Here is a 23,136-nt window from a genome sequence, read left to right as displayed (position 1 = left end):
TTGACGGTGGCGCGCGCTGTCAGCGCCGCTATCATCGGTTCGATTGGAGTAACCACACATGAAATCAAGAAACGGACCCTTGCGTGTCGGCATCGGCGGGCCGGTCGGCTCGGGCAAGACGGCGCTGACCGAAAAGCTCTGCAAGGCGATGCGCGACGATTATTCCGTCGCCGTCGTCACCAACGACATCTACACGACCGAGGATGCCGAGGCGCTGGTGCGCATGCAGGCATTGCCTTCCGACCGTATCGTCGGCGTCGAGACGGGCGGCTGCCCGCATACCGCCATCCGCGAGGACGCGACGATCAATCTTCAGGCGATCGCCGGCCTCAACGAGCGTATCCCCGATCTCGACGTCGTCTTCATCGAATCCGGCGGAGACAATCTGGCGGCGACCTTTTCGCCCGACCTTGCCGACATCACCATCTATGTCATCTCGGTCTGCCAGGGCGAGGAAATCCCGCGCAAGGGCGGGCCCGGCATCACCCGCTCCGACCTGCTCGTCATCAATAAGAAAGACCTGGCGCCCCATGTCGGCGCCGATCTCGAGGTGATGGACCGGGACGCAACCCGCATGCGCGCAAGCCGCCCCTTCGTCTTTTCCGACATGAAGCGCGGCGACGGCGTCAGCTCGATCGTCAGTTTCCTGAGAGAGCAGGGTGGGCTCTAGATTTGTATGAACTTGGCCGGACTTGACCTCGTGCGGGCTAATTTTTCGGTCGGATAGGATTCCCCGATTTGAGGCACGTCTCCACGAAGACCGGCGCGGGCTGCGGGCGTATTTCCTTAACGAGCGCGTCATGACGTGAGGCGCTTCCCTCCCCCGCCATGGCGGAAAGCAGCATGAGGCAGCCGCGACAATCGCCGCGGCGCGGACACCCGGCCGAAATGCCGGTCTTGCCGTTCGGTTTGCACATGGTTCTTCTCCGGAAATGCTCGGCGATGCCGCGGGCGGAGCCTCGATCCTCCGCACGCAGCAACCTTTTCAGGCGGCCAGCTTCAGCGCGTCGGCAAGCTTGGCGAAGTCGCCGGCCGAAAGTCCGGGACGGACGGCGAAGTCAATGACGGCTTGGAAGATTTCCGGCGGCGCATTCTTCTTCATGCCGCCCAAGAGTGCCGCACGCTCCGCCGGATTGATCGCCGGAATCATGATGCGCATGAAAGCCATGCTCTTTTCCGGCGGCAGGGAGCCGATGATGTTCATCTCGATGCCGAGTATTTCCTCGTCGTTGAAGTAGCGCCACAGAAGAGGGCCGGTCACCGCCTCCTCCTCGTGCATATGTGCGAAATCGTCGGCGATGTAGGCAGCAAAGGCGAGATAGAGCTTGCGGCCGCAGGCGGACTTGTGCAGCGGCCAGGCCTTTTCCCAGGCCACGATCAATTCTTCCAGCTCGCGGAAGGCGGTGCGGTGGTCGTCGTGCTGCTCGTCCAGCGTGACGGTCGAGACGCATTTGGCGGCGAGCGCCACATGGATGTGGTCATCCTCGTGACTGACGTGGGAGGCGGCAAGCATCAGATAATGGCGCAGGTCGCCGATCAGGAAGACCGTCTCCTCGACATTCTGGAAATCGGCCGTGCCGAGGCGTCCGAGCAAGTCGCAGCCGGCCTTGCGCAGGCCCTTGTGTATTGCGCCATAGATGTCGTAACGGCCGTTGAGATCGGGGATGCTGGTAAGCGAGAATTCATGGCTCATGATGGTTTTCCTCTCGTTGGCCGGCGCCTCTCCATGTGCGCCGGGCTGATAGCAGTGAGATAACCGAGGCCTCTGCGAAGCGCTTCCTAAAACCATCCTAAGCACTTGGAACGATTGCTAAGAATATCCTAACTAACTATCATCGCCTGACATCGGGGGGACAAGCATTGCTGGGGCCGGAACTTGCGGAATTTATAGAGAGTCCCGTCATGATCCTGTTCGCGACGCGCGACGAGGCCGGCCGGCCGATGATCGGCCGCGGCTCGGGCGTGTGCGTCGACCGGCAGAGCGGGCATTTGCACTTTCTGGCCTCCCGCAGCCAATGGCCTGATGCCGTGGGCGAGGCGCTGGTGGGCCGGCCGATTGCCATGACCTATGTGCGGGCCGCCGATTACAAAGCCTGCCAGATCAAGGGCCGGATCCTCGCGGCGGGGCTGGCGGATGAGGCCCACCGGGCACGGGGCAAGGCCTATGTCGCAGAACAGCTCGCGCGGATGATGGCGCTTGGTGTCACCCGCATGCAGCTCTCCAGCACACTGTCGGACCGGGAGCTCGTCTGCCTGACGATCGAGCCGCAGGCGATCTTCGAGCAGACGCCGGGGCCGGGCGCGGGGCGCAGGCTGACGCCGGAAACTGCCGCATGATCCCGCTCGAAGGGCTGCGCGACAGTTTCGAGGGAGTCATTCCCTCCATCATCGCCACCGCCGATGCAGACGGAATGCCCAATATTTCCTATCTCTCGCACGTGCATTACGTCGACGAGACGCATGTCGCGCTATCCGACCAGTTCTTCTCCAAGACCGCTGCCAATGTGGCGCGCAACGGGCTTGCGACCGTGATGGTGGTCGACGGCTATAGCGGCCAGCAACACGTGCTCGACCTGGTATTCCTGCGTTCCGAGACGGAGGGCGAGATATTCGAGCGTGTGGCGGTCCATCTGGCAATCCTGGAAAGCCGGTTGAGCGGGATTATGAGGTTGCGCGCCGTCGACATCTACCGGGTGGAGGACTGCCGGGCCGTGCCGGCCGCCAATCCGCTGGTAGAGCCGGAGCCACTCTTTCTGCCCGACCTGATGGGCAAGGTGGCAAGGCTGACGACACGGATGTCGGACTGCAGCGATCCGGAAACGTTGCTTGACGTGACGCTTGAGGGTCTCGGCAAGCTCTTCGGCTATAACCATTCCATGGTGCTGGTGCCGGACGGCGAACGCGGCGGGCTGACGACGATCGCCAGCCGCGGCTACGACCAGTTCGGCTTCGGCGCCGAGGTTCCGGCTGGATGCGGCATTATCGGGCTTGCGGCCGAGCGGCGGCGCAATATGCGAATCACCGACTTGAGTCGCGGCCAGCGCTACATCCAGGCGGTGCGGGCCATGGCGGGCGTCGAGGATGCGGCGCCGATCCCCCTTCCGATGCTCGACAAGCCGCTCAGCCAGATTGCGCTGCCGCTCGTCGCGCGGGGAAGGCTCGTCGGCGTGCTGTTTTCGGAATCGACAGAGCGGTTCACCTTCCGCCATCGCGACGAGGAGGCGCTGATCGCCATCGCAGCGCATCTGGCGACCGCGCTCTCCTTCCTTTCGGAGGAACGCGAGCGGGCGGAGACAAACGGGCGCGAAAAGGTTGATGCATACGCTGGCCAGGCCGACAGCGTGCCCGCCGGCCGGCGCATCGCCGTGCGCTTCTATCCGCGCGACGGCTCGCTCTTCGTCGATGATGACTATCTCATCCGCGGCGTGCCGGGGCGGCTGCTCCTGCATTTCCTCGAGGACTATGTGCGTAGCGGCAAGCAGGATTTTCTCAACCGCGAGGTCCGCCGCGACCGGCGCCTGCAACTGCCGGATTTCAAGGACAATCTGGAGACTCGGCTGATCTTGCTGCGCCGACGACTGGAGGAAAAGGCAGGCCCGATCATGCTCGAGCGCGCCGACCGCGGCCGCCTGCGGCTCATCCTTGCCGGCCGTCCCGAGATTGAGGTGGTGGAAGACTGACCACGGCAGGCTTCCCATCCGCTCACAGTTTTCGGCATCATGCTCTGATGGTCAGACCTGCCGCAGCACATCGACGTTGCTGATTGCGATGGCCCGGCCGCGCACGGTGACCCCTGCCGTCTTCAATGTCGAAAAGGCCCGCGAGAGCGCTTCCGGAGCCAGGCCGAGCTTACGGGCAAGCAAGTCTTTCGGAAAGGGCAGTCGCAGCGAGGCGGCCTTCTCACCCTCCTCGAAAAAGGATCTCGTGCGGATCGCAAAGGCGGACGGTGGCGCAGGCACGCAAGGCTGCGACTTCGTCATGACTGAGCCCAGCCATGATGTCAGCCCCGGCAAGCATGGTCATTTCACGCGCGCCGAAAGTCGGCGTTCTCTCCATCCTCCGGCGATAGCGTGTCGTTCCGATTTCCCGTGCATGCCGGCTAAGACAAGGGAAAGAGAAAGCGGCGGGATTGATTTCGCTCAAATGCGGAGATGATCGATAAAACGAAACGGGCCGGGAGATCGTCTCGACCCGTTCGATTACTCGGCTTTGCTTACTCCGCCGCGAAGGGCGGCAGGCGCAGCACATTAGTGTCTTTAGCGCTCTTGCGCTTGCTTTCCGGCTTTTCGATCGCGGTCAGGCGCTCGTCCAGCGCGTCGATATCGCTGCTGTTCTCGCGGGTCACGCGGGTGAGATCCTCGCGCGACAGCGGCAGGTCTTCCTGGTCCTTTCTGCCGACCAGGCGGCCGAACATCCAGCCGAGCAGGCGGGAGAGATCGTCCATGATCAGGAAGAAGGAGGGCACGACGACGAGCGACAGCACGGTGGAGACGATGATGCCGCCGATCACGGCGATTGCCATCGGCGCGCGGAACGAGCCGCCTTCGCCGACGCCGAGCGCCGACGGCAGCATGCCGGCCGACATGGCGATCGAAGTCATGATGATCGGCCGGGCGCGCTTGCGGCCGGCTTCGACCATGGCTTCCACCCGGGGCATGCCCTGATGGCGCATCTCGATCGCGAAATCCACGAGCAGGATGGCGTTCTTGGTGACGATGCCCATCAGCATCAGAATGCCGATCATGACAGGCATGGACAGCGGGTTGCTGGTGATGATCAGGCCGGCCGCGACGCCGCCGATGGCAAGCGGCAGCGAGAACAGGATGGTGAAGGGCTGGATCACGTCCTTGAAGAGCAGGATCAGCACCGTCAGCACCAGCAGCAAGCCCATCAACATGGCGTTGACGAAGCTCTGCTGCATCTCGGTCTGCACCTTGGTATCGCCGCTTTCGGCAAGATGCACCGTCGCCGGGATCTTGGCGTCGTTGACGATCTGCCGGAACCGGGCCGAGGCCGTATCGAGCGCCACGCCCTGCGGCAGGTCGGAACCGATCGAGACGACGCGGTAGCGATTGTTGCGCTTGATCGAGCTTACGCCTTCCGAATAATCGATATTGGCGACGCTCGAGAGCGGGACGGTGCCGCCGCTGGCGGTCTGGATCTTCAGCGCCCGGATGGCCGCAAGGTCGCGGCGCATGTCGAGCGCGGCCTGGACGCGGATCGGGATCTGGCGATCGTCGAGCGAGATCTTGGCGAGAGCCGCATCGACATCGCCGATGGTGGCGACGCGGATCGTCTCGGAGATCTGCTGCGGCGTGATGCCGAGGCGGGCGGCCTCGTCCTTGCGCGGGTAGACCTGCAGTTCCGGACGGGGCAGGGCGCCGTCGGCGCTGACATTGGCGAGCAGCGGATCGGCGCGGAGTTTCGATTCCAGAATGCCGACGGCGTCGTTCAGGTCCTTCTCGTTCTTGGAAAGGAAGTTGAAGGAGAGGTCGCGTTCGCCGCGGTCGTTGAGCTTCAGGATATGGACGTCGGGAATGTCGCGCAGCTTGGCGAAGACTTCCTTTTCGATGTCCCATTGCGGGCGTTCACGGCCGTGGACTTCCACCTTCGGCAGCATCGGCCCGATGATGGGGATATCGCCGAGCACGTCGTTGACTACCTTCTTGACCAGCGACTGGTCGAGCTTGTGGAGCGCGAGCGTGATGGTCGCGCGGCGCAGCTCGAGGTCGCCCTTCGGCGACGCACCGCCGAGGACGAAGACGCTTTCGACGCCGTTGATGTCCTTGACCCTGTCATAGATTGCATCGGTCGTCTTTTCGGTGTCGTCGAGCCGGGCATTGGGCGGCAGCTCGACGGAGAGAACGATGCGCGAGGCGTCTTCCGGCGGCAGGAAGCTGCCGGGAACCTTCATCAGCAGGAAAACGGAGCCGACGAGGAAGCCGATCGCGGCGAGCAGCGTCAGGTATCGCGAATATTTGTGCCCGGTCGTGCCGCGTATCAGGCGGGTGTAACCCTTCATCAGCAGGCTATCATTGTCGTGATGGTCTTCCATGCCGTCTTCGGCGCGCATGAGATAGGCGGCCATCATCGGGGTGATGAGGCGCGCCACCATCAGCGAGAAGAAGACGGAGAAGGCGACGGTCAGGCCGAACTGGATGAAGTATTGGCCCGGAATGCCCGGCATGAAGGAAACCGGCACGAAGACCGCGATGATCGTGAAGGTCGTGGCGATGACGGCGAGGCCGATTTCGTCAGCCGCCTCGATCGCCGCCCGATAAGGCGTCTTGCCCATCTTGATGTGGCGGGCGATGTTTTCGATTTCCACGATGGCGTCGTCGACGAGGATACCTGTCGCGAGCGTCAAGGCGAGGAAGCTGACGAGGTTCAGCGAGAAGCCCATCATATCCATGACCCAGAAGGTCGGGATCGCGGAGAGCGGCAAGGCGATCGCCGAGATCAGGGTCGCGCGCCAGTTTCTCAGGAACAAGAGGACGACGATGACGGCGAGCAGCGCGCCTTCCAGCAGCGTGTGGATGGCGGCTTCGTAGTTGCCGTAGGTGAAATAGACCGAATCGTCGATCATCTCGATCTTCACGTTCGGATTTTCGCCCCGCACCTTGTCGAGGCTCTGCGCCACGGTTTCGGCGACGCTGACTTCGCTGGCGCCCTTCGAGCGGAAGACGCCGAAGGTGACGACGGGGGTATCGTTGAAGCGCGAGAAGGATTTCGGCTCCTCGTAAGTGTCCTTGATGACGCCGAGATCCGACAGCTTGACGAAGCGACCGTTCGGCAGCGCAATCGTCGTGTCTGCAAGTTCGGCGACGTTGCGGGCGTCGCCGAGAACGCGGATCGCCTGCTCGCTGCCTGCCACCTGGCCGCGGCCGGAGCCGAGATCGACGTTGGTGCCGCGCAATTGCTGGTTCACGCTTGCGGCGGTGATGCCGTAAGCGTCGAGCTTGCCGGGGGTGAGCTCGATGCGCACTTCGCGCTCCGCGCCGCCGTAACGGTCGACGCGGCCGATGCCGGCCTGGCCCTGCAGGGCGCGCTTGATCGTATCGTCGACGAACCAGGAGAGTTCTTCGAGCGACATGTCGGGCGAGGAAACGGCGAAGGTCTGGATCGCCTGGCCCTCGACATCGACCTTGGTGACGATCGGTGCTTCGGCCGTCGCCGGCAGATCGCTGCGGATGCGGTCGATCGCATCCTTGACGTCCTGCACGGCCTGTTCCGTCGGCACTTCCATGCGGAACATGACGTTGGTCTGCGAACTGCCGTCCGTCACTGTCGACTGGATTTCATCGATGCCGGTGATGGAGGCGATCGCATCTTCGATCTCCTTCGTTACCTGCATTTCGAGTTCGGCCGGCGAAGCGCCGCTCTGCGTCACGCTGATCGAGACGAGCGGCACGTCGATGTTGGGGAAGCGCGTGATCGGCAGCTTGTTGAACGACTGCATGCCGATGAAGATCAGCAGGCAGAAGGCCAGGAGCGGCGCGATGGGATTTCGAATGGACCAGGCTGAAAAATTCATCGGATGGTCTCTTTAGTTGGAAGCCGCTGGCTGTTCACGCACCGGCGTGATGCGGTCGCCATCGCGGACATAGGCGCCCGCCTTGGCGACGACCTCGTCGCCGCTCTTCAATCCCTTGACGATCTCGACATAGCCGCCGTCCTGGATGCCGGTCTCGATCTTGGCGAATTTCACCACGCCATCCTCGACCTTGCGGGCCGACGAGCCTTCATTGCCCGTCAGCACCGCGGTCAAAGGCAGCGATACGCCCTCGGTCTCGCGGACGATGATTTCGGCGCTGCCATACATGCCGGAACGCGCCTTGCTGTCGTCGTCGATCGAGATATGGACGAGGCCGAGCCGGGTCGTCGGATCGACGGTCGGAGACACCAGGCGCACGGCGCCGGAAAGCTTTTCGCGGCTGCCGGAAAGCGAGATCGTCGCCTTCTGGCCGGCCATGATCCGGACGATGTCGCTTTCGGCGACTTCGGCCACGAGCTCGATATCGCCGTCGCGGATGATGGTGAACAGCGGATCGCCGGTGCCGGCGGCGATGGCGCCGACCTTGGCGTTCTTTGCCGCGATCGTGCCGGCAACCGGCGTCTTTACATCGGTGCGCGCGAGTTTCAGATCCGCATCGGCGATCTGGCTATCGAAGACCTTGAGATCGGCTTCGGCGACCTCGATCGCCTGTTCGGCGGAGACGACGCGGGCATTGGCGGCGGCGGCGGTCGCATCGGCCTGTTCGACCTGGGCGGTGGAAACGGTGCCCTTCTTGCCCATTTCCTGGGAGCGGGCCTGCTGCTGCCTTGCCTGTTCGGCATTGGCCTGCGCTTCGATGAGCTGGGCGCGCAGCTGGGCGAGACTTGCCTCGCCCTTGGCCTTCGTCGCCATCATCTGGCTCTTCTCCAGGACCAGTGCGTCGTCGTTCAGCGTCGCCAGTGTGCTTTCGGCCTGAACCTTGTCGCCGACATCGGCCTTCAGCACGCGGATCGACAGGCCTTCGACCTGAGGCTGGATATAGACTTCCTCGACGGGCCTGACCGTTCCCGTACCGATGACACGGTCGACGAGGGTGCGATTGACAGCCGTGGTGACGACGATCGCCGGCAGGTTCTGCTGTGGCTGCGCCACCGGCGCTTCCTGCGAAAACGCGGTGGATGCAGCGAGGAACGCTGCGAAAAGGATGGATACGCCTAGAATTCCATTCGGCTTGCGTGCCATGCGTCTTGGTCCAATCTCGTCACAAGGTTAGCCGAACTCGCGCGTCTGTCATTTCAGCTCGCGACCAGGCCACTGCCTTTACTGCATTCTCAGGGGTATCCACACATCATTTGCCGCCTTCATCCCTCGCCGGCAAATCGGCTTCTAGTTGGTATCGATTTGCTCGATATGCAAGCCCGGCAGAAAACAATTCCCCATGAGCCGATAATAATTACCATCAGAACCTGAATCAATCATCGCCGGATTATGCGAACATGACGATGATTGATGCCGCTTCTCTCCCAATGACGTTTGACGCCGAATAAATGCGACAGCGACGACGCGTTTTTTCATTTCATTGGCAAGAAACGAGAAACGCGCGGAAAATCTCTCCCGCGCGTTTCGCTTCGTATCCTGCCGTGCTTACTTGGAAGCGGCGTCGGTGATCTCGTGCGTCCAGGCGCCCGAGGGCTCCTTGCTGATGATCTTCTGGTCGAGCAGCGCCTTTGCCGTGCGGGCATAGAGCGCTTCGTCCAGCTTGCCGGAGCCGTCGCCGACCAGCTTGGCGACTTCGCCCATCATGCGCTTCTGGTGGTTCTCGTCCTGGCCGCCATTGTCCATGACGATCTCGGCGGCTTCATCGGGGTTTTCGGTCGCGTATTTCCAGCCCTTCATCGAGGCGCGGACGAACTTGACCATCTTTTCCTTGAAGGCCGGGTCCTTCAGCTTGTCCTCCATGGCGTAGAGGCCGTCTTCCAGCAGGTCGTTGCCCATCTCGGTGTAGTTGAAGACCGTCAGTTCTTCCGGCTTGAAGCCGGCATCGATCGCCTGCCAATATTCGTTATAGGTCATGACGGAGATGCAATCGGCCTGCTTCTGGACGAGCGGCTGCACGTCGAAGCTCTGCTTCAGCACGGTGACGCCGTTTGCGCCGCCGTCCGTGGAGAGGCCGAGCTTGTTCATCCAGGCGAAGAAGGGATATTCGTTGCCGAAGAACCAGACGCCGAGCGTGTGGCCCTTGAAGTCGGCTTCGGTTTTGACAGGGCCGTCCTTGCGGCAGATCATTTCCAGGCCGGACTTCTGGTAGGGCTGGGCGATGTTGACGAGCGGAACGCCCTTTTCGCGGGCAACCAGCGCGCCGCCCATCCAGTCGACGATGACATCGGCGCCGCCGCCGGCGATCACCTGCTCGGGAGCGATATCGGGGCCGCCCGGCTTGATCTCGACGTCGAGGCCTTCCTCTTTGTAAAAGCCCTTGTCCTTGGCGACATAGTAACCGCCGAACTGGCCCTGCGTGACCCACTTCAACTGCAGAACCACCTTGTCGGCAGCCATCGCATGGGCTGCGGCCAGCGACATCGCGCTTGCCATCATTGCAACCATCAATTTTTTCATTTTCTTGTCCTTACCCTCTGAAGTTATGCCCGGACCCCATTTGCGAAGCCCGTGCGCGCCTAGCCACCACGGATAGACGGATGCCAGAACGTCACCGCCCGTTCGGTCAGGGCGATGACGCCGTAGAAGATCGAGCCGGCCAGCGCCGCGACGGCGATTTCCGCCCAGACCATATCGACATTCATGCGGCCGATCTCGGTGGAGATGCGGAAGCCCATGCCGACGATCGGCGTCCCGAAGAATTCCGCAACGATGGCACCAATCAGCGCCAGCGTCGAGTTGATCTTCAGTGCGTTGAAAATGAAGGGCATGGCTGCCGGAAGCTTGAGCTTGAGCAGCGTCTGCCAGTCGCTCGATGCATAGGTGCGCATCAGGTCGCGCTCCATGCTGCCGGAGGCGGCAAGGCCGGCGACGGTGTTCACCAGCATCGGGAAGAAGGTCATGATGATGACGACGGCGGCCTTGGACGGCCAGTCGAAGCCGAACCACATGACCATGACCGGGGCGATGCCGATGATCGGCAGGGCCGATACCATGTTGCCGATCGGCAGGAGGCCTCGGCGCAGGAAGGCGATGCGGTCGGCCAGCACCGCGACGACGAAGCCGCTCAGGCAGCCGACGATATAACCGATCAGCACCGCCTTGAAGATCGTCTGCCTGACGTCGTCGCCGAGGATGGGCAAAGAGGCCATGATGCGCGTGCCGATGGCGCTCGGCGGCGGCAGCAGGATGAAGGGGACGCCGGCGCCACGCGTGATCGCCTCCCAGAGGATGAGGATCCAGGCGCCGAAGATTGCCGGGATCAAGAGCTGGAGCGCCGACTTGCCGAAGGTGGTCGACGGCTGCAGTTTCGACAGTTCCGTAACGCATCGCCAGGCAAGCAGCCAGGAGGCGAAGAGCAGCAGGAAGAAAGCCCGCGTTGCCGTCGCCTCGTTGCCGGAAAGAGCCGAAAGCAGCATCCAGGCGGCGCCATGGGCACCGATGAACAGCACGGTGGCGCGGTAGGCCGGCGGCTGCGGAGCAAAGGACAAGAGAGCCGCCGCCGCGACGATGATGAAAATCAGGCTCACGGTGCCGTCGTTCAAGGGGTGGGCCGCGCCCTCGGCCAGAAGCGGCAGGGCCATCAGAGCCGCGAGACAGAGAAGCAGGGCGGCCGTCGCCTGCCAGGAGAAAGTCAGATGTTTCATGCCGGCCTCCCGCCCATGGCGCGGTCGACGATCTTCGCCGCAAGGCCGACGATCGCAACCAGGATGCCCGCAAGCAGCGAGCCGGCGACGAGGGCCGCCCAGATATCGATGGTCTGGCTGTAATAGGAGCCGGCGAGCAGCTTCGAGCCGATTCCGGCAACGGCGCCGGTCGGCAGTTCGCCGACGATGGCGCCGACGAGACTTGCGGCGATCGCCACTTTCATCGAGGTGAAGAGGAAGGGGATCGAGGCCGGAACGCGCAGCTTCCAGAAGGTCTGCACGGGGCTGGCATTATAGGTGCGCATGAGGTCGAGATACATGATTTCGGGCGACCGCAGCCCCTTCACCATGCCGACGGCGACGGGGAAGAAGGAGAGGTAGGTGGAGATCAGCGCCTTGGAGACGAGGCGGGAGGCATCGGAATCGAGGTTCAGCAGATGCGCCAGCGCATTATCGCCGGTCAGCACATTGTAGGAGATGATGACGATCATCGGCGCGATGGCGAGGATCGGTATCGTCTGGCTGGCCACCAGCCAGGGCATCAGCGAGCGGTCCATGGCGCGGTTGTGGACGATCAGCACGGCAAGAAGAATGCCGAGCAGCATGCCGAAACCGAAGCCGAGCAGGGTGGAGGAGAGCGTCACCCAGCTGTGATAGACGAGGCTGCGATTGCTCGAAAGGCTGCGCAGGAACGTGTTCTCATAGACGTTCTGTGCGACCTGATGCGGCGCCGGCAGGATCGGCTTCGGCTGCGCGAGCGTCTTGCCGACGAATTCCATCGTCGTGGGCGTGACGCCGGCGCGGCTGTCCATGTCGCGCTGGAAGGGCGCGTTCATCAGCACGGCAGCGACATACCAGATGGCGATGAGGGCGAGCAGGATGGTGGTGACGGGGACGATCTTGTCCTTGAAGGTGTCTGGTTTCATGCTGCACGCTCCCTCAAGAATGGAGCGGCATGTTTCTCGATGGTGATGAATACGTAGTCAGGTCCATCAAGCACTTGGGCATTGTCGAAGCGGAGCACGTCGAAACCTTGGTTGCGCAAAAATGCGTCCCGGGCGAGATCATGCCGGCGACCGGCGGTCGTTTCGTGGCTGTCGCCGTCAACTTCGACGATGAGACGTGCCGACAGCCAGGCAAAATCAGCGATATAGGGGCCGATCGGCGTTTCGCGCCGGAACCGGGCACCGTAGGGCCTGAGATCGCGAAGCCACATCGCGGCCTCTGCCTTTGTGAGTTCACGGCGGAGGCGTTTTGCCCTTTCGCGGGTTTTAGGGGTGATGTTGGAATGTGGCATCTAAACCCCTCCCCAACCCCTCCCCACAAGGGGGAGGGGCAAGCCTGCGGCCCGCTTTGTCTTCCATAGCAAGGTCACAGCTTGTTGTAGCGTTGCGTCAGAAGATGAGGGATTGCTGCGAGCGCCAAAGCCCCTCCCCCTTGTGGGGAGGGGTTGGGGAGGGGTCTTTTCCAACAACACGCGCCTAAACCTCATGGCTATGCCCCGTCCTCAGCCCCTCGCGGACGCGATGGGCGATTTCCAGGAATTCGGGGGTGTCGCGGATGTCGAGCGGGCGTTCGGCCGGCAGGGGCGAGTCGATCACGTCGGTGACGCGGCCCGGGCGTGGCGACATCACCACGATCTTGGTCGAGAGGTAGACGGCCTCGGGAATGGAGTGGGTGACGAAGCAGATCGTCTTGTTGGTGCGGGCCCAGAGCTTCAGCAGCTCTTCGTTCAGATGGTCGCGGACGATTTCGTCCAATGCGCCGAAGGGCTCGTCCATCAGCAGCAGGTCGGCGTCGAACGCGAGCGCGCGGGCGATCGAGGCGCGCTGCTGCATGCCGCCGGAAAGCTGCCAGGGGAATTTCTTCTCGAAGCCGGAGAGGCCGACGAGGTCGAGCGCTTCGGCGATCCGCCTCGTCCGGTCGGCGCCGCCATAACCCATGATCTCCAGCGGCAGGGCGATGTTGTTTTCGATGGTGCGCCAGGGATAGAGCGCCGGCGCCTGGAAGACATAGCCGTAGGCGCGGGCCTTGCGGGCCTGCTCCGGCGTCATGCCGTTGATCAGAATCTCGCCCGACGTGCTCTTTTCGAGATCGGCGATGACCCGCAGGAAGGTCGTCTTGCCGCAGCCGGACGGGCCGATGAACGAGACGAAATCGCCCTTGCGCACATCGAGATTGACATCGCTCAGCGCCTGCACCGGGCCGTCATTCGCCTGGTAGGTGAGACAGAGGTCCTTGGCGGATACGACGGAGGGTGCTTGCATCAATGCGACCGATCTTGTTTTCGCCGCCGGAAGGCGGATTGCATGGTACCATTGCCGCAGGCCCTGCCGGCGGCACAATTCATGGAGGAAGAGAATGGACGCGACATCAAAGCCCACCTGCCACATCGTTCGCCCCAATCACGCTTATGACGGCAAGCAGGGGCTCAGCTATTTCGAAGGGATCGCGGCCGAAACGGTCGGCGCCAAGGGCATCTGCATGCACCTCCTGACGATCCCGCCCGGCGTGCGGGCCAAGGCGCATCTGCATGAGGCGCATGAGACGGCGATCTACGTGCTCTCCGGCGAGGCCCATACCTGGTACGGCGACCGGCTGGAACATCACGTCATCACCCATGCCGGGGAACTGTTCTACATCCCCGCCGGCGTGCCGCATATGCCGGCGAACCTCAGCAGCACGCCCTGCACGGCGGTCATCGCGCGCACCGATCCGCACGAGCAGGAAAGCGTCGTGCTTCTGCCTGATTTGGACGCGCTGGTGCCGGCGTGAGGTCATTCGCATGGAGGCGTCGTTCCCCCGTTGATGGCCGTATCGTTACGCTCCATCGTCATACGCCGGTTGCCGGGATGCCCGTGCGTTCCACCTTGCGCGGAGAGGTGATTTCCTTCCAGGTGGACAGCGCCTTGCTGACGGCCGTCACCGGTTCGCGCCTGACGAATTCGCCGTGGCCCTCGCGGGTCTTGATCGTGCTTTCCTCGATCGCGACGACGCCGCGCGTCAGCGTGTAGCGCGGCAGGCCGGTGACTTCCTTGCCTTCGAAGACGTTGTAGTCGATCGCCGACTGCTGGCTCTTGGACGAGATAACCTTCGAACGGTTCGGGTCCCAGACGACGATATCGGCGTCGGCGCCGACGAGGATCGCGCCCTTCTTCGGATAGATATTGAGGATCTTGGCGATGTTGGTCGAGGTGACGGCGACGAATTCGTTCATCGTCAGCCGGCCGGTGTTGACGCCGCTCGTCCACAGCATCGGCATGCGGTCTTCGAGGCCGCCGGTGCCGTTCGGGATCTTGGTGAAATCGCCGACGCCGAAACGCTTCTGCGCCGTCGTGAAAGCGCAATGGTCGGTCGCGACCACCTGCAGCGAGCCGGAAGCAAGACCGGCCCAGAGGCTGTCCTGATGCTGCTTGTTGCGGAAGGGAGGCGACATCACCCGGCGGGCGGCATGATCCCAGTCGGGATTGGAATATTCGCTCTCGTCGAGCGTCAGATGCTGGATCAGCGGTTCGCCATAGACGCGCATGCCCTTGGCGCGGGCGCGGCGGATCGCCTCGTGCGCCTGTTCGCAGGAAGTGTGGACGATATAGACGGGGCAGCCGGCCATGTCGGCGATCATGATGGCGCGGTTGGTAGCCTCGCCTTCGACTTCGGCCGGGCGGGAATAGGCATGCGCCTCGGGGCCGTTATTGCCTGCGGCCAGCAGCTTTGCCGACATCGAGGCGACGACGTCGCCGTTTTCGGCATGCACCAACGGCAGCGCGCCGAGTTCGGCGCATCGCTGGAACGAGGCAAACATCTCGTCATCGTCGACCATCAGCGCGCCCTTATAGGCCATGAAGTGCTTGAAGGTGTTGATGCCCTTGTCGCGGACGATGGTCTCCATCTCCTTGAAGACCTGCTCGCTCCACCAGGTAACCGCCATGTGGAAGGAATAGTCGCAATTGGCCCGCGTCGATTTGTTGTCCCACATGGTCAGCGCTTCGAGCAGCGACTGGCCGGGGGCGGGAAGGGCGAAATCGACGACCATGGTCGTGCCGCCGGAAAGCGCCGCGCGCGTGCCGCTCTCGAAATCGTCGGAGGAATAGGTGCCCATGAAGGGCATTTCGAGATGGGTGTGCGGATCGATGCCGCCGGGCATGATGTAACAGCCGGAGGCGTCCAAGGTCTCGTCGCCCGAGAGGTTTGGACCGATCTCGACGATCTTGCCGCCGTCGATCTTGACGTCAGCCTTATAGGTGAGGTCGGCCGTGACGATGGTGCCGTTCTTGATGACTGTGGTCATGATCGTTCCCTATTCTTTATCGTTGTTCGGCAGGCGAATAAAAGCTCGGCAATTCGGAGCTGAATTCGAGTCGGCCCTGCAATGCGGCCAGGATCGTTTCAAGAACCGAGCGTCGTTCGCGCGAGATTTCCCGATTCCAGAAGCGCAGCACGGAATAGCCGTTGGCATTGAGCCATTCGGTTCGTCGTTGATCGGCAATACTTTCGGCGTGCTGGAAGCCGTCTATTTCGATAATCAAGCGTTGTTCACGACAGAGAAAATCGACGACGAACGGGCCGAGCGGAACTTGCCGTGCGAATTTGTAGCCGTTCAGTCGGCGGGCACGCAGGTCGCTCCAGAGGTGGTATTCTTCCTCGGTTTCATTTTGACGAAGTTGTCGCGCTTGTGCGGTTTTAACCGGACGATGTTTGCGGAGGTCCTGTTTGATAATTTTCGTCGCGCCCGGAGCCCCCTCATCCGCCCTTCGGGCACCTTCTCCCCGAGGGGAGAAGGGGAGAGCCGCGACGTCCGCCGTTCCCTTCTCCCCAGCGGGGAGAAGGTGGCCCGAAGGGTCGGATGAGGGGGCTCCGGGCGCGAAAGCAGACATCACGCCACGATCTCCGCCGTCTCAACCACCGCATGGAACAGCACGTCGGCTCCTGCCGTTGCCCATTCCTTGGAGATTTCTTCCGCCTCGTTGTGGCTGAGGCCGCCGACGCAGGGGCACATGACCATCGTCGCAGGCGCCACCTTGGCGGCCCAGCAGGCATCGTGGCCGGCGCCGGAGATGAGGTTCATGTGGGTGTAGCCGAGGCGTTCGGCGGCGGAGCGGACCGAGGTGACAAGTTTTTCGTTGAAGGTGACGGGGGCGAAATGGCCGATCGCCTCGATGGAACAGCCGACACCCAGCGCGTCGCAGATACCAGGGGCCTCAGCCTCGATCTTTGCCCGCATGCGGTCGAGCTTGGCCTTGTCGGGCGAACGGATGTCGACGGTGAAGACGACCTTGCCCGGCAGCACGTTGCGGGAGTTCGGCGAGAAGAAGACCTGGCCGACGCCGCCGACGGCGCCCGGCTGCTCGCTCATCGCGACAGCCTGGACCATTTCCAGGATGCGCGACATGGCGAGACCGGCATTGACGCGCATGTTCATCGGCGTCGAGCCGGTATGGGCTTCCTTGCCGGTCAGCGTGAATTCCAGCCACCACAGCCCCTGACAGTGGGTGACGACGCCGATCTGCTTGTTCTCGGCTTCGAGGATCGGACCCTGCTCGATATGATATTCGAAATAGGCATGCATCTTGCGGGCGCCGACCTCTTCGTCGCCGACCCAGCCGATGCGTTTCAGTTCGTCGCCGAAGAGGTTGCCCTCGGGGTCCCTGCGGTTATAGGCGAAGTCCAGGCTGTGCACGCCGGCAAAGACGCCCGACGCCAGCATGGCGGGCGCGAAGCGCGCGCCTTCCTCGTTCGTCCAGTTGGTGACGACAATCGGATGCTTGGTCCTGATGCCGAGATCGTTCATCGTGCGCACGACTTCGAGCGCCGAAAGCACACCGAGAACGCCATCATATTTGCCGCCGGTCGGCTGGGTGTCGAGATGGGAGCCGACATAGACCGGCAGGGCATCGGGATCGGTGCCGGGGCGGGTGGCGAACATCGTGCCCATTTGGTCGACGCCCATCGTCAGGCCGGCTTCGTCGCACCATGTCTTGAAAAGGCTGCGGCCTTCAGCATCCGAATCCGTCAGCGTCTGGCGATTGTTGCCGCCGGCAACGCCGGGGCCGATCTTGGCCATGTCCATGAGACTGTCCCAGAGACGGTCGCCATTGACGCGCATGTTCTCGCCTGGTGCTGCCACCATTTTTTATGCCCTCACCTGTTTGCGGCAGTCATGCAAAGGGCATGCCCGCCTGTTCCCGTGGTCAATTCCCGCGCCTCTTATTGGTTTTGTCGAGCGCCGGAAAATCGCCAGTTGCCTTTGTTTTTCATCTGGCGGATATTTGACCGATTGGTAAACATTACAACTTCCACCGCCGGGCTCAAGACGAAAATCACGAAAATTGCCGATAAAAATGCGGGCAGTTGCTCAAGAAAACGGCAGAGGCCGCTTCTGTTGAAACTTGAGGGAAGAAGTTGAATTTCAAGGGGAAACAATAGCCGATGGCTATTCCGAGAGCAGCGAAGACCCTGAGGCGAACGCGAATCCAGGAGGAGAAGGAAGAGCAGATTCTGGAGGCGGCGCTCGACGTGTTTTCGGCACGCGGTTTTCGCGGCTCGACGATCGATCAGATCGCGGAAGTGGCCGGCATGTCGAAGCCCAATCTGCTCTATTATTTCCGCACCAAGGAAGCCATGCACCGGGCGCTGATCGACCGGGTGCTCTACACCTGGCTGGAGCCGCTGCGCGCCTTCGACGCCGAGGGTAATCCGGAAGAGGAAATCCGCAGCTACATCAGGCGCAAGCTGGAGATGGCGCGCGATTTTCCGCGCGAGAGCAGGCTTTTCGCCAATGAGGTGCTGCAGGGCGCTCCCCATATCGAGGATGAGCTGAAGGGGCCGCTGAAGGAATTGGTCGACGAGAAGGCGGAGGTCATCCGCGCCTGGACGAAATCAGGCAAGATCGCCGAATGCGACCCTTATCACCTGATCTTCTCCATTTGGTCGACGACGCAGCATTATGCGGATTTCGACGTCCAGGTGCGCGCCGTGCTGGGGCAGGAGCATGCCGGCGAAGGGCGCTTCGAGGATGCGGCGCGGTTTTTGGAGCAGCTTTTCATCGGTGGGCTGCGGCCGGAGGGCAGCTGACCGTTCTACCCTCTCTTGGAAAGCTGCACCCGGGCAAGGAGATCCGAGATGCCTTCGGTGGTATAGGGCTTCTGCAAGACCGGCGCGCCCGAGTGGCTGTTGGCTTGGGCGATGCCTTCGCCATAACCCGTGGCAAAAACGAAGGGCACGCCTGCGGCGGCCAATCGGTCGGCAATCCCAAAACTCGTCTCGTCTCCCAGATTGACATCGAGAAGCGCGAAATCGAAGGACTGGCCGGCCAGGATCTCCATCGCCTCGGCGACACTGGGCGCCGTCGTCACTTCGGCACCCAGGCGGCGCAGGATATCCTCCCCGTCCATGGCGATGATCAGGTTGTTTTCCACCAGCAGGATCTTCAAGCCCGAAAGCGGCTCCCGGTCGGCGGGAGCAGCCTTGCGTTCCGCAACGCCGGCAGGCGTCGCTTCGGGCAATAGGCTTGGGTCGACGGCGTTCACGTAGCGAGCCGGAATCAGGAAGTCCGCTTCCAGCCCTTCCTTGATGTAGCGGACTTCGGCCTTGCCGCCGAGGTCGTAGGGAATGGAGCGCCGGATGATCGTAGACCCGAATCCGTGGCGTTTCGGCTCGGAAACGGGCGGGCCGTCCTTTTCGCGCCAGCCGATGCGCAGATTGCCTTCATCGTCGCGATGCCAGCCGAGCGCGACGGTGCCGCTGCCGGCGCCGGAGAGGCTGCCGTATTTGGCGCTGTTGGTCATCAGCTCATGGAAGACGAGGGCGGCAGTGGAAAAGGCCTGCGGCTCCAGCAGCACGTCTTCGCCGGTCATCCGGAAGCGCTGCGCGTTTCTTCCGAGATAGACCGCGGTTTCGGCCGATAATAATTGCCGCAGCGAAGCGGGCGCCCAGTGATCCCTCGTGATCTGGTCATGGGCACGGGCGAGCGATTGAATGCGGCCCTCGAGCTGGCGGACATAGTCGCCAAGGCCGACAGACGTCGTCTGCGACTGCCGGATGATGCCGGTGATGAGGCTCAATATGTTGCGGACACGATGATTGAGCTCGGCGATCAGCAGTTCCTGCCGCTCGTTCGCCATCTGGCGCGCCATGCTGGCTTCGTCGGTGAGGCGCAGCACCACCTCGATCAGCGTGACGCGGATGGTTTCCGCGACCCGGCGCTCCGCCTCGGTAAAGGGCAGGGAGCGGCCGCGCACCAGTTCGGACCAGGCTTCGAAACTCTTGCGCGGCGTCAGCCGCGGCCCGTTGGGGCCATATTCCACCGGCTTGTGCGGATCGCCGCCCCAGCGCACGGTGCGCACCAGTTCCTGACGGAACAGCACGACGTAATCGCGCGGCGAACGCGAGATCGGTATGGCGAGCATGCCTGCCACCGCATCGTCGATCTCGATATCCGGATAGGTTTCGCCAAGCCTGTCCACGGCATAGATGCGCCCGCCGGCGTTGCGGTTGAGATGGCGGACGAGGGCCGAAAAGCCCCTCTCGTCCGGTCCGATGCCGGCAAGCGCCATCCGGCCGTTGATCCAGACGCCGATCCCGTCGGCGGGAACGGCGTCGGCGAGCGCCTCGATCAGCCAGGCCGGATCGTCGAGCAGGCTGGCGTTGTCGGCGACGGAGGTCAGAAGCCGGTCGGCGATGCGGCGCGCCTTGGTCTCGTAATCGAGCGCCAGCCGCCGCTCGCGGCTTTCCAGGCGCGAAGCGAACATCTGGCCGAAGAGCTCGGCGGTGGAGCGGCTTTGCGCCGAAGGCAGGCGCGGGCCGTAATGATGGCAGGCAAACAGGCCCCAGAGCTTGCCGTCCACGACGATCGATATGGAGAGCGAGGCGCCGACCCCCATATTCTTCAGATATTCGATGTGGATCGGCGAGACCGAACGCAGGACCGACATGGAGAGATCGAGCGGCTGGCCCTGTTCGTCGAGCTGCGGAAGAACAGGCACGGGCACCGCCTCGATATCGGCGATGATGCGGAACAGGTTGCGCAGGTAAAGCGCGCGCGCCTGAACCGGAATGTCGGAGGCGGGGTAGTGCAGACCGAGGAACGAGCCGATGCCGCTGCGGGCGGCTTCCGCCACGACCTCGCCTGAGCCGGCTTCATCGAAACGATAGACCATCACCCGGTCGAAGCCCGTCAGCGCGCGTGCCTGCCTCGCGCCCTCGCGGAAGAAAGCCTCCATCGTTTCCGTCTGGTCGAGGCGGGACATCATGCTGCGCATGGAGAGCGAGGGGGCGTTGCGCTTCTCTTCCTGGCAGCGTTCGCCTTCGAGGATGACCTGATTTTCGTTGAAGTGCACCGCAAGGTCGAAGCGCGACTGATCGGGCATCAGGGCAATGTCGAAAATGCGTTCGACGACATCGGGGCCGCGCAGCGTGGTCAGCTTGTTGCGGATCGTATGGAGCGCCTCCGGCGTGATCACGGAGGAAACGGGACGGCCGAGCGCGTCGGCCTGTTCCACCCCGAGAAACTCCGCGAGGTTGGTCGAGGCCCGCGTGACGATCCAGTCCGAAGATATCGCCAGCAGGAAGCCGAAGGGCTGGATGGCGCCGAGTTGGTGGATCGGCTCGCGGTCGCAATTGGTGAGATCGACGGGTTCGCCCGCGCGGCTCATGGGACGGCTTCCAATTCGAGTTGCCCGGCCTTGAGGAAAAGATCGAAGATGCCGCGGGCGGCCGAAATGGCGGCGGAATCGTCGACGCCGCTTGCATCAAGACGATCCATGAAGGTCCGCATCGCGCCTTTCGGTGCCTGCGGCGTGAGATAGCGGCTGGGCAGGTGATCGGGCACGGATCTGGCGAGCAGGGCGCCGCCGAGTTTGGAGCCTTCGAGGACGTAGAGGGTGCCCCAGAGTGCTGCTTCGCCGTGTAGTGCCGGCGGCGGAAGGAGTTCAGGCAATCGATCCCCGAGTTCACGGATGTCGGCAAAGAGCTGCTGCGTGCGTTTTCGTTCCGGCCAGTCGGACAGCAGGCGAACGATTCCGGCCGCCTCGAGCGCATGTTCGATTGATGGCACGACTCGGGCATGAGCGCGCAGGAATGTCCTATACTGGCCCGTGATGGAAAGGTCGAAAGTGCCGAAGAGCTTATCGACCTCGGCGTGGCAATCTGCCGTTTGTGCGCGGAGCACGCTGCGAAGGGACATACGGACCGTGTTCTAAGTCATAGGGCACAGGATGCCGGTGAAGCGGGGCGACAAACCAGCGATATATTGCAGAACTTCGGCTTTTCCAGAGAAACCCATAGAAAAACATGGGTTTCTCTTTTGCTTTTGTCTTGCTCGACGATGAAAGGAGCCTTCTCCTATTCGGCGGCGATGGTTTCGCTTTCGAAGGCGAAGCCCTCGTCGGCCCAGCCGGTCATGCCGCCGATCATCAGCTTGGCCTGGAGGCCGAGCTTGGCGAGGCGGAGAGCGGCCTTGTCGGCGCCGTTGCAGTGAGGGCCGGCGCAATAGACGACGAAGAGCGTATCGCTTGCCCATTCCGACATGCGGTGCGCCGTCATCTTGCCGTGCGGCAGGTTGATGGCGCCGGGCACATGCGACTGTGCAAACAGCACCGGCGAGCGCACGTCGAGGAGAACGAAATCGACCTTGCCGGCGGCAAAGGCGGCGCGGACATCCGAGCAATCGGTTTCGAAGGCGAGCTTGGCGGCGTAATGGGCGACGGCGAGGTCGGGTGCGGCGGCAGGGATTTCGGCGACGGGGCTTGGCATCGGTCTTTCCTTTCGTGCTGGATTGCCGCCTGGTATCGCCGATGCTAGAGCTTTGTGAAATTGGCCATCATGACTGACAGCGTAAAGATCATGCCAAACGCATCTCCGCAGCCGAATGGACCGCTGGTCGCAGTGCTTGCCTATGACGGGCTCTGCACCTTCGAGTTCGGCATCGCCTATGAGGTCTTCGGCCTGCCGCGCCCGGAGATGGGCGAGGGCTGGTATCGCTTCTCGGTCTGCGGCATCGAGCCGGGGCCGCTTCGCGCCGCTGGCGGATTGACGGTCGCGGTCGACAAGGGGCTTGAGGTGCTGGATGCGGCGGACCTGATCGTCGTGCCCGGCTGGCGGTCGATCGATGCGCCGGTGTCGGAACCGCTCACTGAGGCGCTCCTGGCAGCGCATCAGCGGGGCGCGCGTATCATGTCGCTCTGCTCCGGCGTTGCGGTTCTCGCTGCGTCCGGATTGCTTGCCAACCGCAGGGCGACGACGCATTGGCGTTATGTCGCCTCGGTCGCCGCGCGTTATCCCGACATCACGCTCGATGCCGACGTTCTCTACATGGATGAGGGCAGCCTGCTGACGGCGGCCGGCAGTGCCGCCGGCATCGATCTCTGCCTGCATGTCGTGCGCGGCGATTTCGGCCCGGAGGCCGCCAACAGCGTCGCCCGCCGCCTCGTCGTGCCGCCGCACCGCGAAGGCGGGCAGGCGCAATTCATCAGCGCCCCGGTTCCGGAGGAGCGCGAGGGCATTCGCCTCGGCCCGCTGATCGAATGGATGCGCGAAAGCCTTTCGGAGGAACAGCCGATCAGCCTGCTTGCCAAAAGAGCGGGCATGAGCATGCGTACCTTCCAGCGCCGCTTCGAAGCGACGACCGGTCTCAGCGTCGGCGAATGGCTGCTGAAGGAGCGGCTGCGCCATGCCCGCGACCTGCTCGAAAAGGAACTTGCCGTCTCGCTCGACGACATCGCGATATCAAGTGGCTTCGGCACGCTGGCAACGATGCGACACCATTTCCGCAGGCGGCTGGGCACGAGCCCGCATGCCTATCGGAAGTCATTCGGTGGCTGAGGCGCGTCGTGCTTGCATTTA

The 23,136-nt window shown here is 62.9% G+C and carries 20 protein-coding genes and 1 pseudogene; 6 read left to right on the top strand and 15 right to left on the bottom strand.

Annotated elements, in window-relative coordinates; translation table 11 throughout:
- Window positions 1–58: 58 nt before the first annotated feature.
- Window positions 59–670: an urease accessory protein UreG gene (gene ureG, locus ATY78_RS23935; protein ID WP_008534592.1), complete on the top strand. Its 612-nt coding sequence runs from the start codon at window positions 59–61 to the stop codon at window positions 668–670.
- Between the two features lie 315 nt (window positions 671–985).
- On the opposite strand, the gene ATY78_RS23930 is transcribed toward ureG, so the two are convergent.
- Window positions 986–1,693 (bottom strand): hypothetical protein, encoded by a 708-nt coding sequence (locus ATY78_RS23930; RefSeq protein WP_088684782.1) that lies wholly within the window; start codon window positions 1,691–1,693, stop codon window positions 986–988.
- Window positions 1,694–1,902: 209 nt separating this feature from the next.
- Here ATY78_RS23930 and ATY78_RS23925 point away from each other — a divergent pair, with 209 nt between their 5' ends.
- Window positions 1,903–2,337, top strand: a complete 435-nt coding sequence (locus ATY78_RS23925) for a hypothetical protein (protein WP_245313624.1) — start codon at window positions 1,903–1,905, stop codon at window positions 2,335–2,337.
- A complete protein-coding gene (locus ATY78_RS23920) occupies window positions 2,334–3,680 on the top strand; it encodes a GAF domain-containing protein (protein WP_088684780.1) in 1,347 nt (448 codons plus the stop codon). Before ATY78_RS23925 ends, ATY78_RS23920 begins: the two co-directional genes overlap by 4 nt.
- Window positions 3,681–3,731: 51 nt before the next feature.
- Here the strand turns inward: ATY78_RS23920 and ATY78_RS23915 are convergent.
- From ATY78_RS23915 to ATY78_RS23880, 8 genes and pseudogenes are all read right to left on the bottom strand, one after another.
- A pseudogene (locus ATY78_RS23915) lies at window positions 3,732–3,908 on the bottom strand (helix-turn-helix domain-containing protein); the annotation flags it as partial.
- Window positions 3,909–4,213: 305 nt separating this feature from the next.
- Window positions 4,214–7,534 carry an efflux RND transporter permease subunit gene (locus ATY78_RS23910; RefSeq protein WP_088684779.1) on the bottom strand — a complete coding sequence of 1,107 codons (3,321 nt, stop codon included), beginning with the start codon at window positions 7,532–7,534 and terminating at the stop codon, window positions 4,214–4,216.
- 12 nt (window positions 7,535–7,546) lie between these two features.
- Window positions 7,547–8,737, bottom strand: coding sequence for an efflux RND transporter periplasmic adaptor subunit (locus ATY78_RS23905; RefSeq protein ID WP_088684778.1), 1,191 nt, complete (start codon window positions 8,735–8,737; stop codon window positions 7,547–7,549).
- 402 nt (window positions 8,738–9,139) lie between these two features.
- Window positions 9,140–10,111: an ABC transporter substrate-binding protein gene (locus ATY78_RS23900; RefSeq protein WP_088684777.1), complete on the bottom strand. Its 972-nt coding sequence runs from the start codon at window positions 10,109–10,111 to the stop codon at window positions 9,140–9,142.
- A 59-nt stretch (window positions 10,112–10,170) separates the two neighbouring features.
- The gene (locus tag ATY78_RS23895; protein ID WP_088684776.1) at window positions 10,171–11,298 is read right to left on the bottom strand and encodes an ABC transporter permease; all 1,128 of its coding nucleotides are present in this window, start codon (window positions 11,296–11,298) and stop codon (window positions 10,171–10,173) included.
- Window positions 11,295–12,224, bottom strand: coding sequence for an ABC transporter permease (locus tag ATY78_RS23890; RefSeq protein ID WP_088684775.1), 930 nt, complete (start codon window positions 12,222–12,224; stop codon window positions 11,295–11,297). The genes ATY78_RS23895 and ATY78_RS23890 overlap by 4 nt, the downstream gene beginning before the upstream one ends.
- On the bottom strand, window positions 12,221–12,595 hold the full coding sequence (locus tag ATY78_RS23885; RefSeq protein WP_088684774.1) for a DUF559 domain-containing protein: 375 nt from the start codon (window positions 12,593–12,595) through the stop codon (window positions 12,221–12,223). The genes ATY78_RS23890 and ATY78_RS23885 overlap by 4 nt, the downstream gene beginning before the upstream one ends.
- Before the next feature lie 184 nt (window positions 12,596–12,779).
- The gene (locus ATY78_RS23880; protein WP_088684773.1) at window positions 12,780–13,565 is read right to left on the bottom strand and encodes an ABC transporter ATP-binding protein; all 786 of its coding nucleotides are present in this window, start codon (window positions 13,563–13,565) and stop codon (window positions 12,780–12,782) included.
- 94 nt (window positions 13,566–13,659) lie between these two features.
- On the opposite strand from ATY78_RS23880, the gene ATY78_RS23875 reads away from it, so the two are divergent.
- Window positions 13,660–14,073 (top strand): cupin domain-containing protein, encoded by a 414-nt coding sequence (locus tag ATY78_RS23875; protein WP_088684772.1) that lies wholly within the window; start codon window positions 13,660–13,662, stop codon window positions 14,071–14,073.
- Window positions 14,074–14,131: 58 nt separating this feature from the next.
- Here the strand turns inward: ATY78_RS23875 and hydA are convergent, their stop codons facing one another.
- From hydA to ATY78_RS23860, 3 genes are read right to left on the bottom strand one after another with little or no spacing between them, the layout of a single operon-like run.
- The gene (gene hydA, locus ATY78_RS23870) at window positions 14,132–15,586 is read right to left on the bottom strand and encodes a dihydropyrimidinase (RefSeq protein ID WP_088684771.1); all 1,455 of its coding nucleotides are present in this window, start codon (window positions 15,584–15,586) and stop codon (window positions 14,132–14,134) included.
- A gap of 16 nt (window positions 15,587–15,602) precedes the next feature.
- Window positions 15,603–16,172: an endonuclease domain-containing protein gene (locus tag ATY78_RS23865; protein WP_088684770.1), complete on the bottom strand. Its 570-nt coding sequence runs from the start codon at window positions 16,170–16,172 to the stop codon at window positions 15,603–15,605.
- The gene (locus tag ATY78_RS23860; protein ID WP_088684769.1) at window positions 16,172–17,425 is read right to left on the bottom strand and encodes a Zn-dependent hydrolase; all 1,254 of its coding nucleotides are present in this window, start codon (window positions 17,423–17,425) and stop codon (window positions 16,172–16,174) included. The genes ATY78_RS23865 and ATY78_RS23860 overlap by 1 nt, the downstream gene beginning before the upstream one ends.
- 299 nt (window positions 17,426–17,724) lie before the next feature.
- On the opposite strand from ATY78_RS23860, the gene ATY78_RS23855 reads away from it, so the two are divergent.
- Window positions 17,725–18,369: a TetR family transcriptional regulator C-terminal domain-containing protein gene (locus ATY78_RS23855; RefSeq protein ID WP_088684768.1), complete on the top strand. Its 645-nt coding sequence runs from the start codon at window positions 17,725–17,727 to the stop codon at window positions 18,367–18,369.
- A 5-nt stretch (window positions 18,370–18,374) separates the two neighbouring features.
- Here ATY78_RS23855 and ATY78_RS23850 read toward each other — a convergent pair whose 3' ends face one another.
- From ATY78_RS23850 to ATY78_RS23840, 3 genes are all read right to left on the bottom strand, one after another.
- Window positions 18,375–20,948 carry an HWE histidine kinase domain-containing protein gene (locus ATY78_RS23850; RefSeq protein ID WP_088684767.1) on the bottom strand — a complete coding sequence of 858 codons (2,574 nt, stop codon included), beginning with the start codon at window positions 20,946–20,948 and terminating at the stop codon, window positions 18,375–18,377.
- Window positions 20,945–21,478, bottom strand: coding sequence for a biliverdin-producing heme oxygenase (locus ATY78_RS23845; RefSeq protein ID WP_088684766.1), 534 nt, complete (start codon window positions 21,476–21,478; stop codon window positions 20,945–20,947). The genes ATY78_RS23850 and ATY78_RS23845 overlap by 4 nt, the downstream gene beginning before the upstream one ends.
- Window positions 21,479–21,636: 158 nt before the next feature.
- Window positions 21,637–22,047 carry a rhodanese-like domain-containing protein gene (locus ATY78_RS23840; RefSeq protein WP_088684765.1) on the bottom strand — a complete coding sequence of 137 codons (411 nt, stop codon included), beginning with the start codon at window positions 22,045–22,047 and terminating at the stop codon, window positions 21,637–21,639.
- Window positions 22,048–22,116: 69 nt separating this feature from the next.
- On the opposite strand from ATY78_RS23840, the gene ftrA reads away from it, so the two are divergent.
- Entirely contained in the window at window positions 22,117–23,115 is a 999-nt protein-coding gene (ftrA, locus tag ATY78_RS23835) for a transcriptional regulator FtrA (protein ID WP_088684764.1), read from the top strand.
- Window positions 23,116–23,136: the final 21 nt, after the last annotated feature.

Origin of the sequence: Rhizobium sp. R635 (assembly GCF_002211285.1) — a bacterium.
Lineage (GTDB): Bacteria > Pseudomonadota > Alphaproteobacteria > Rhizobiales > Rhizobiaceae > Rhizobium.
This window is presented reverse-complemented; position numbering and strand designations above follow the sequence as displayed.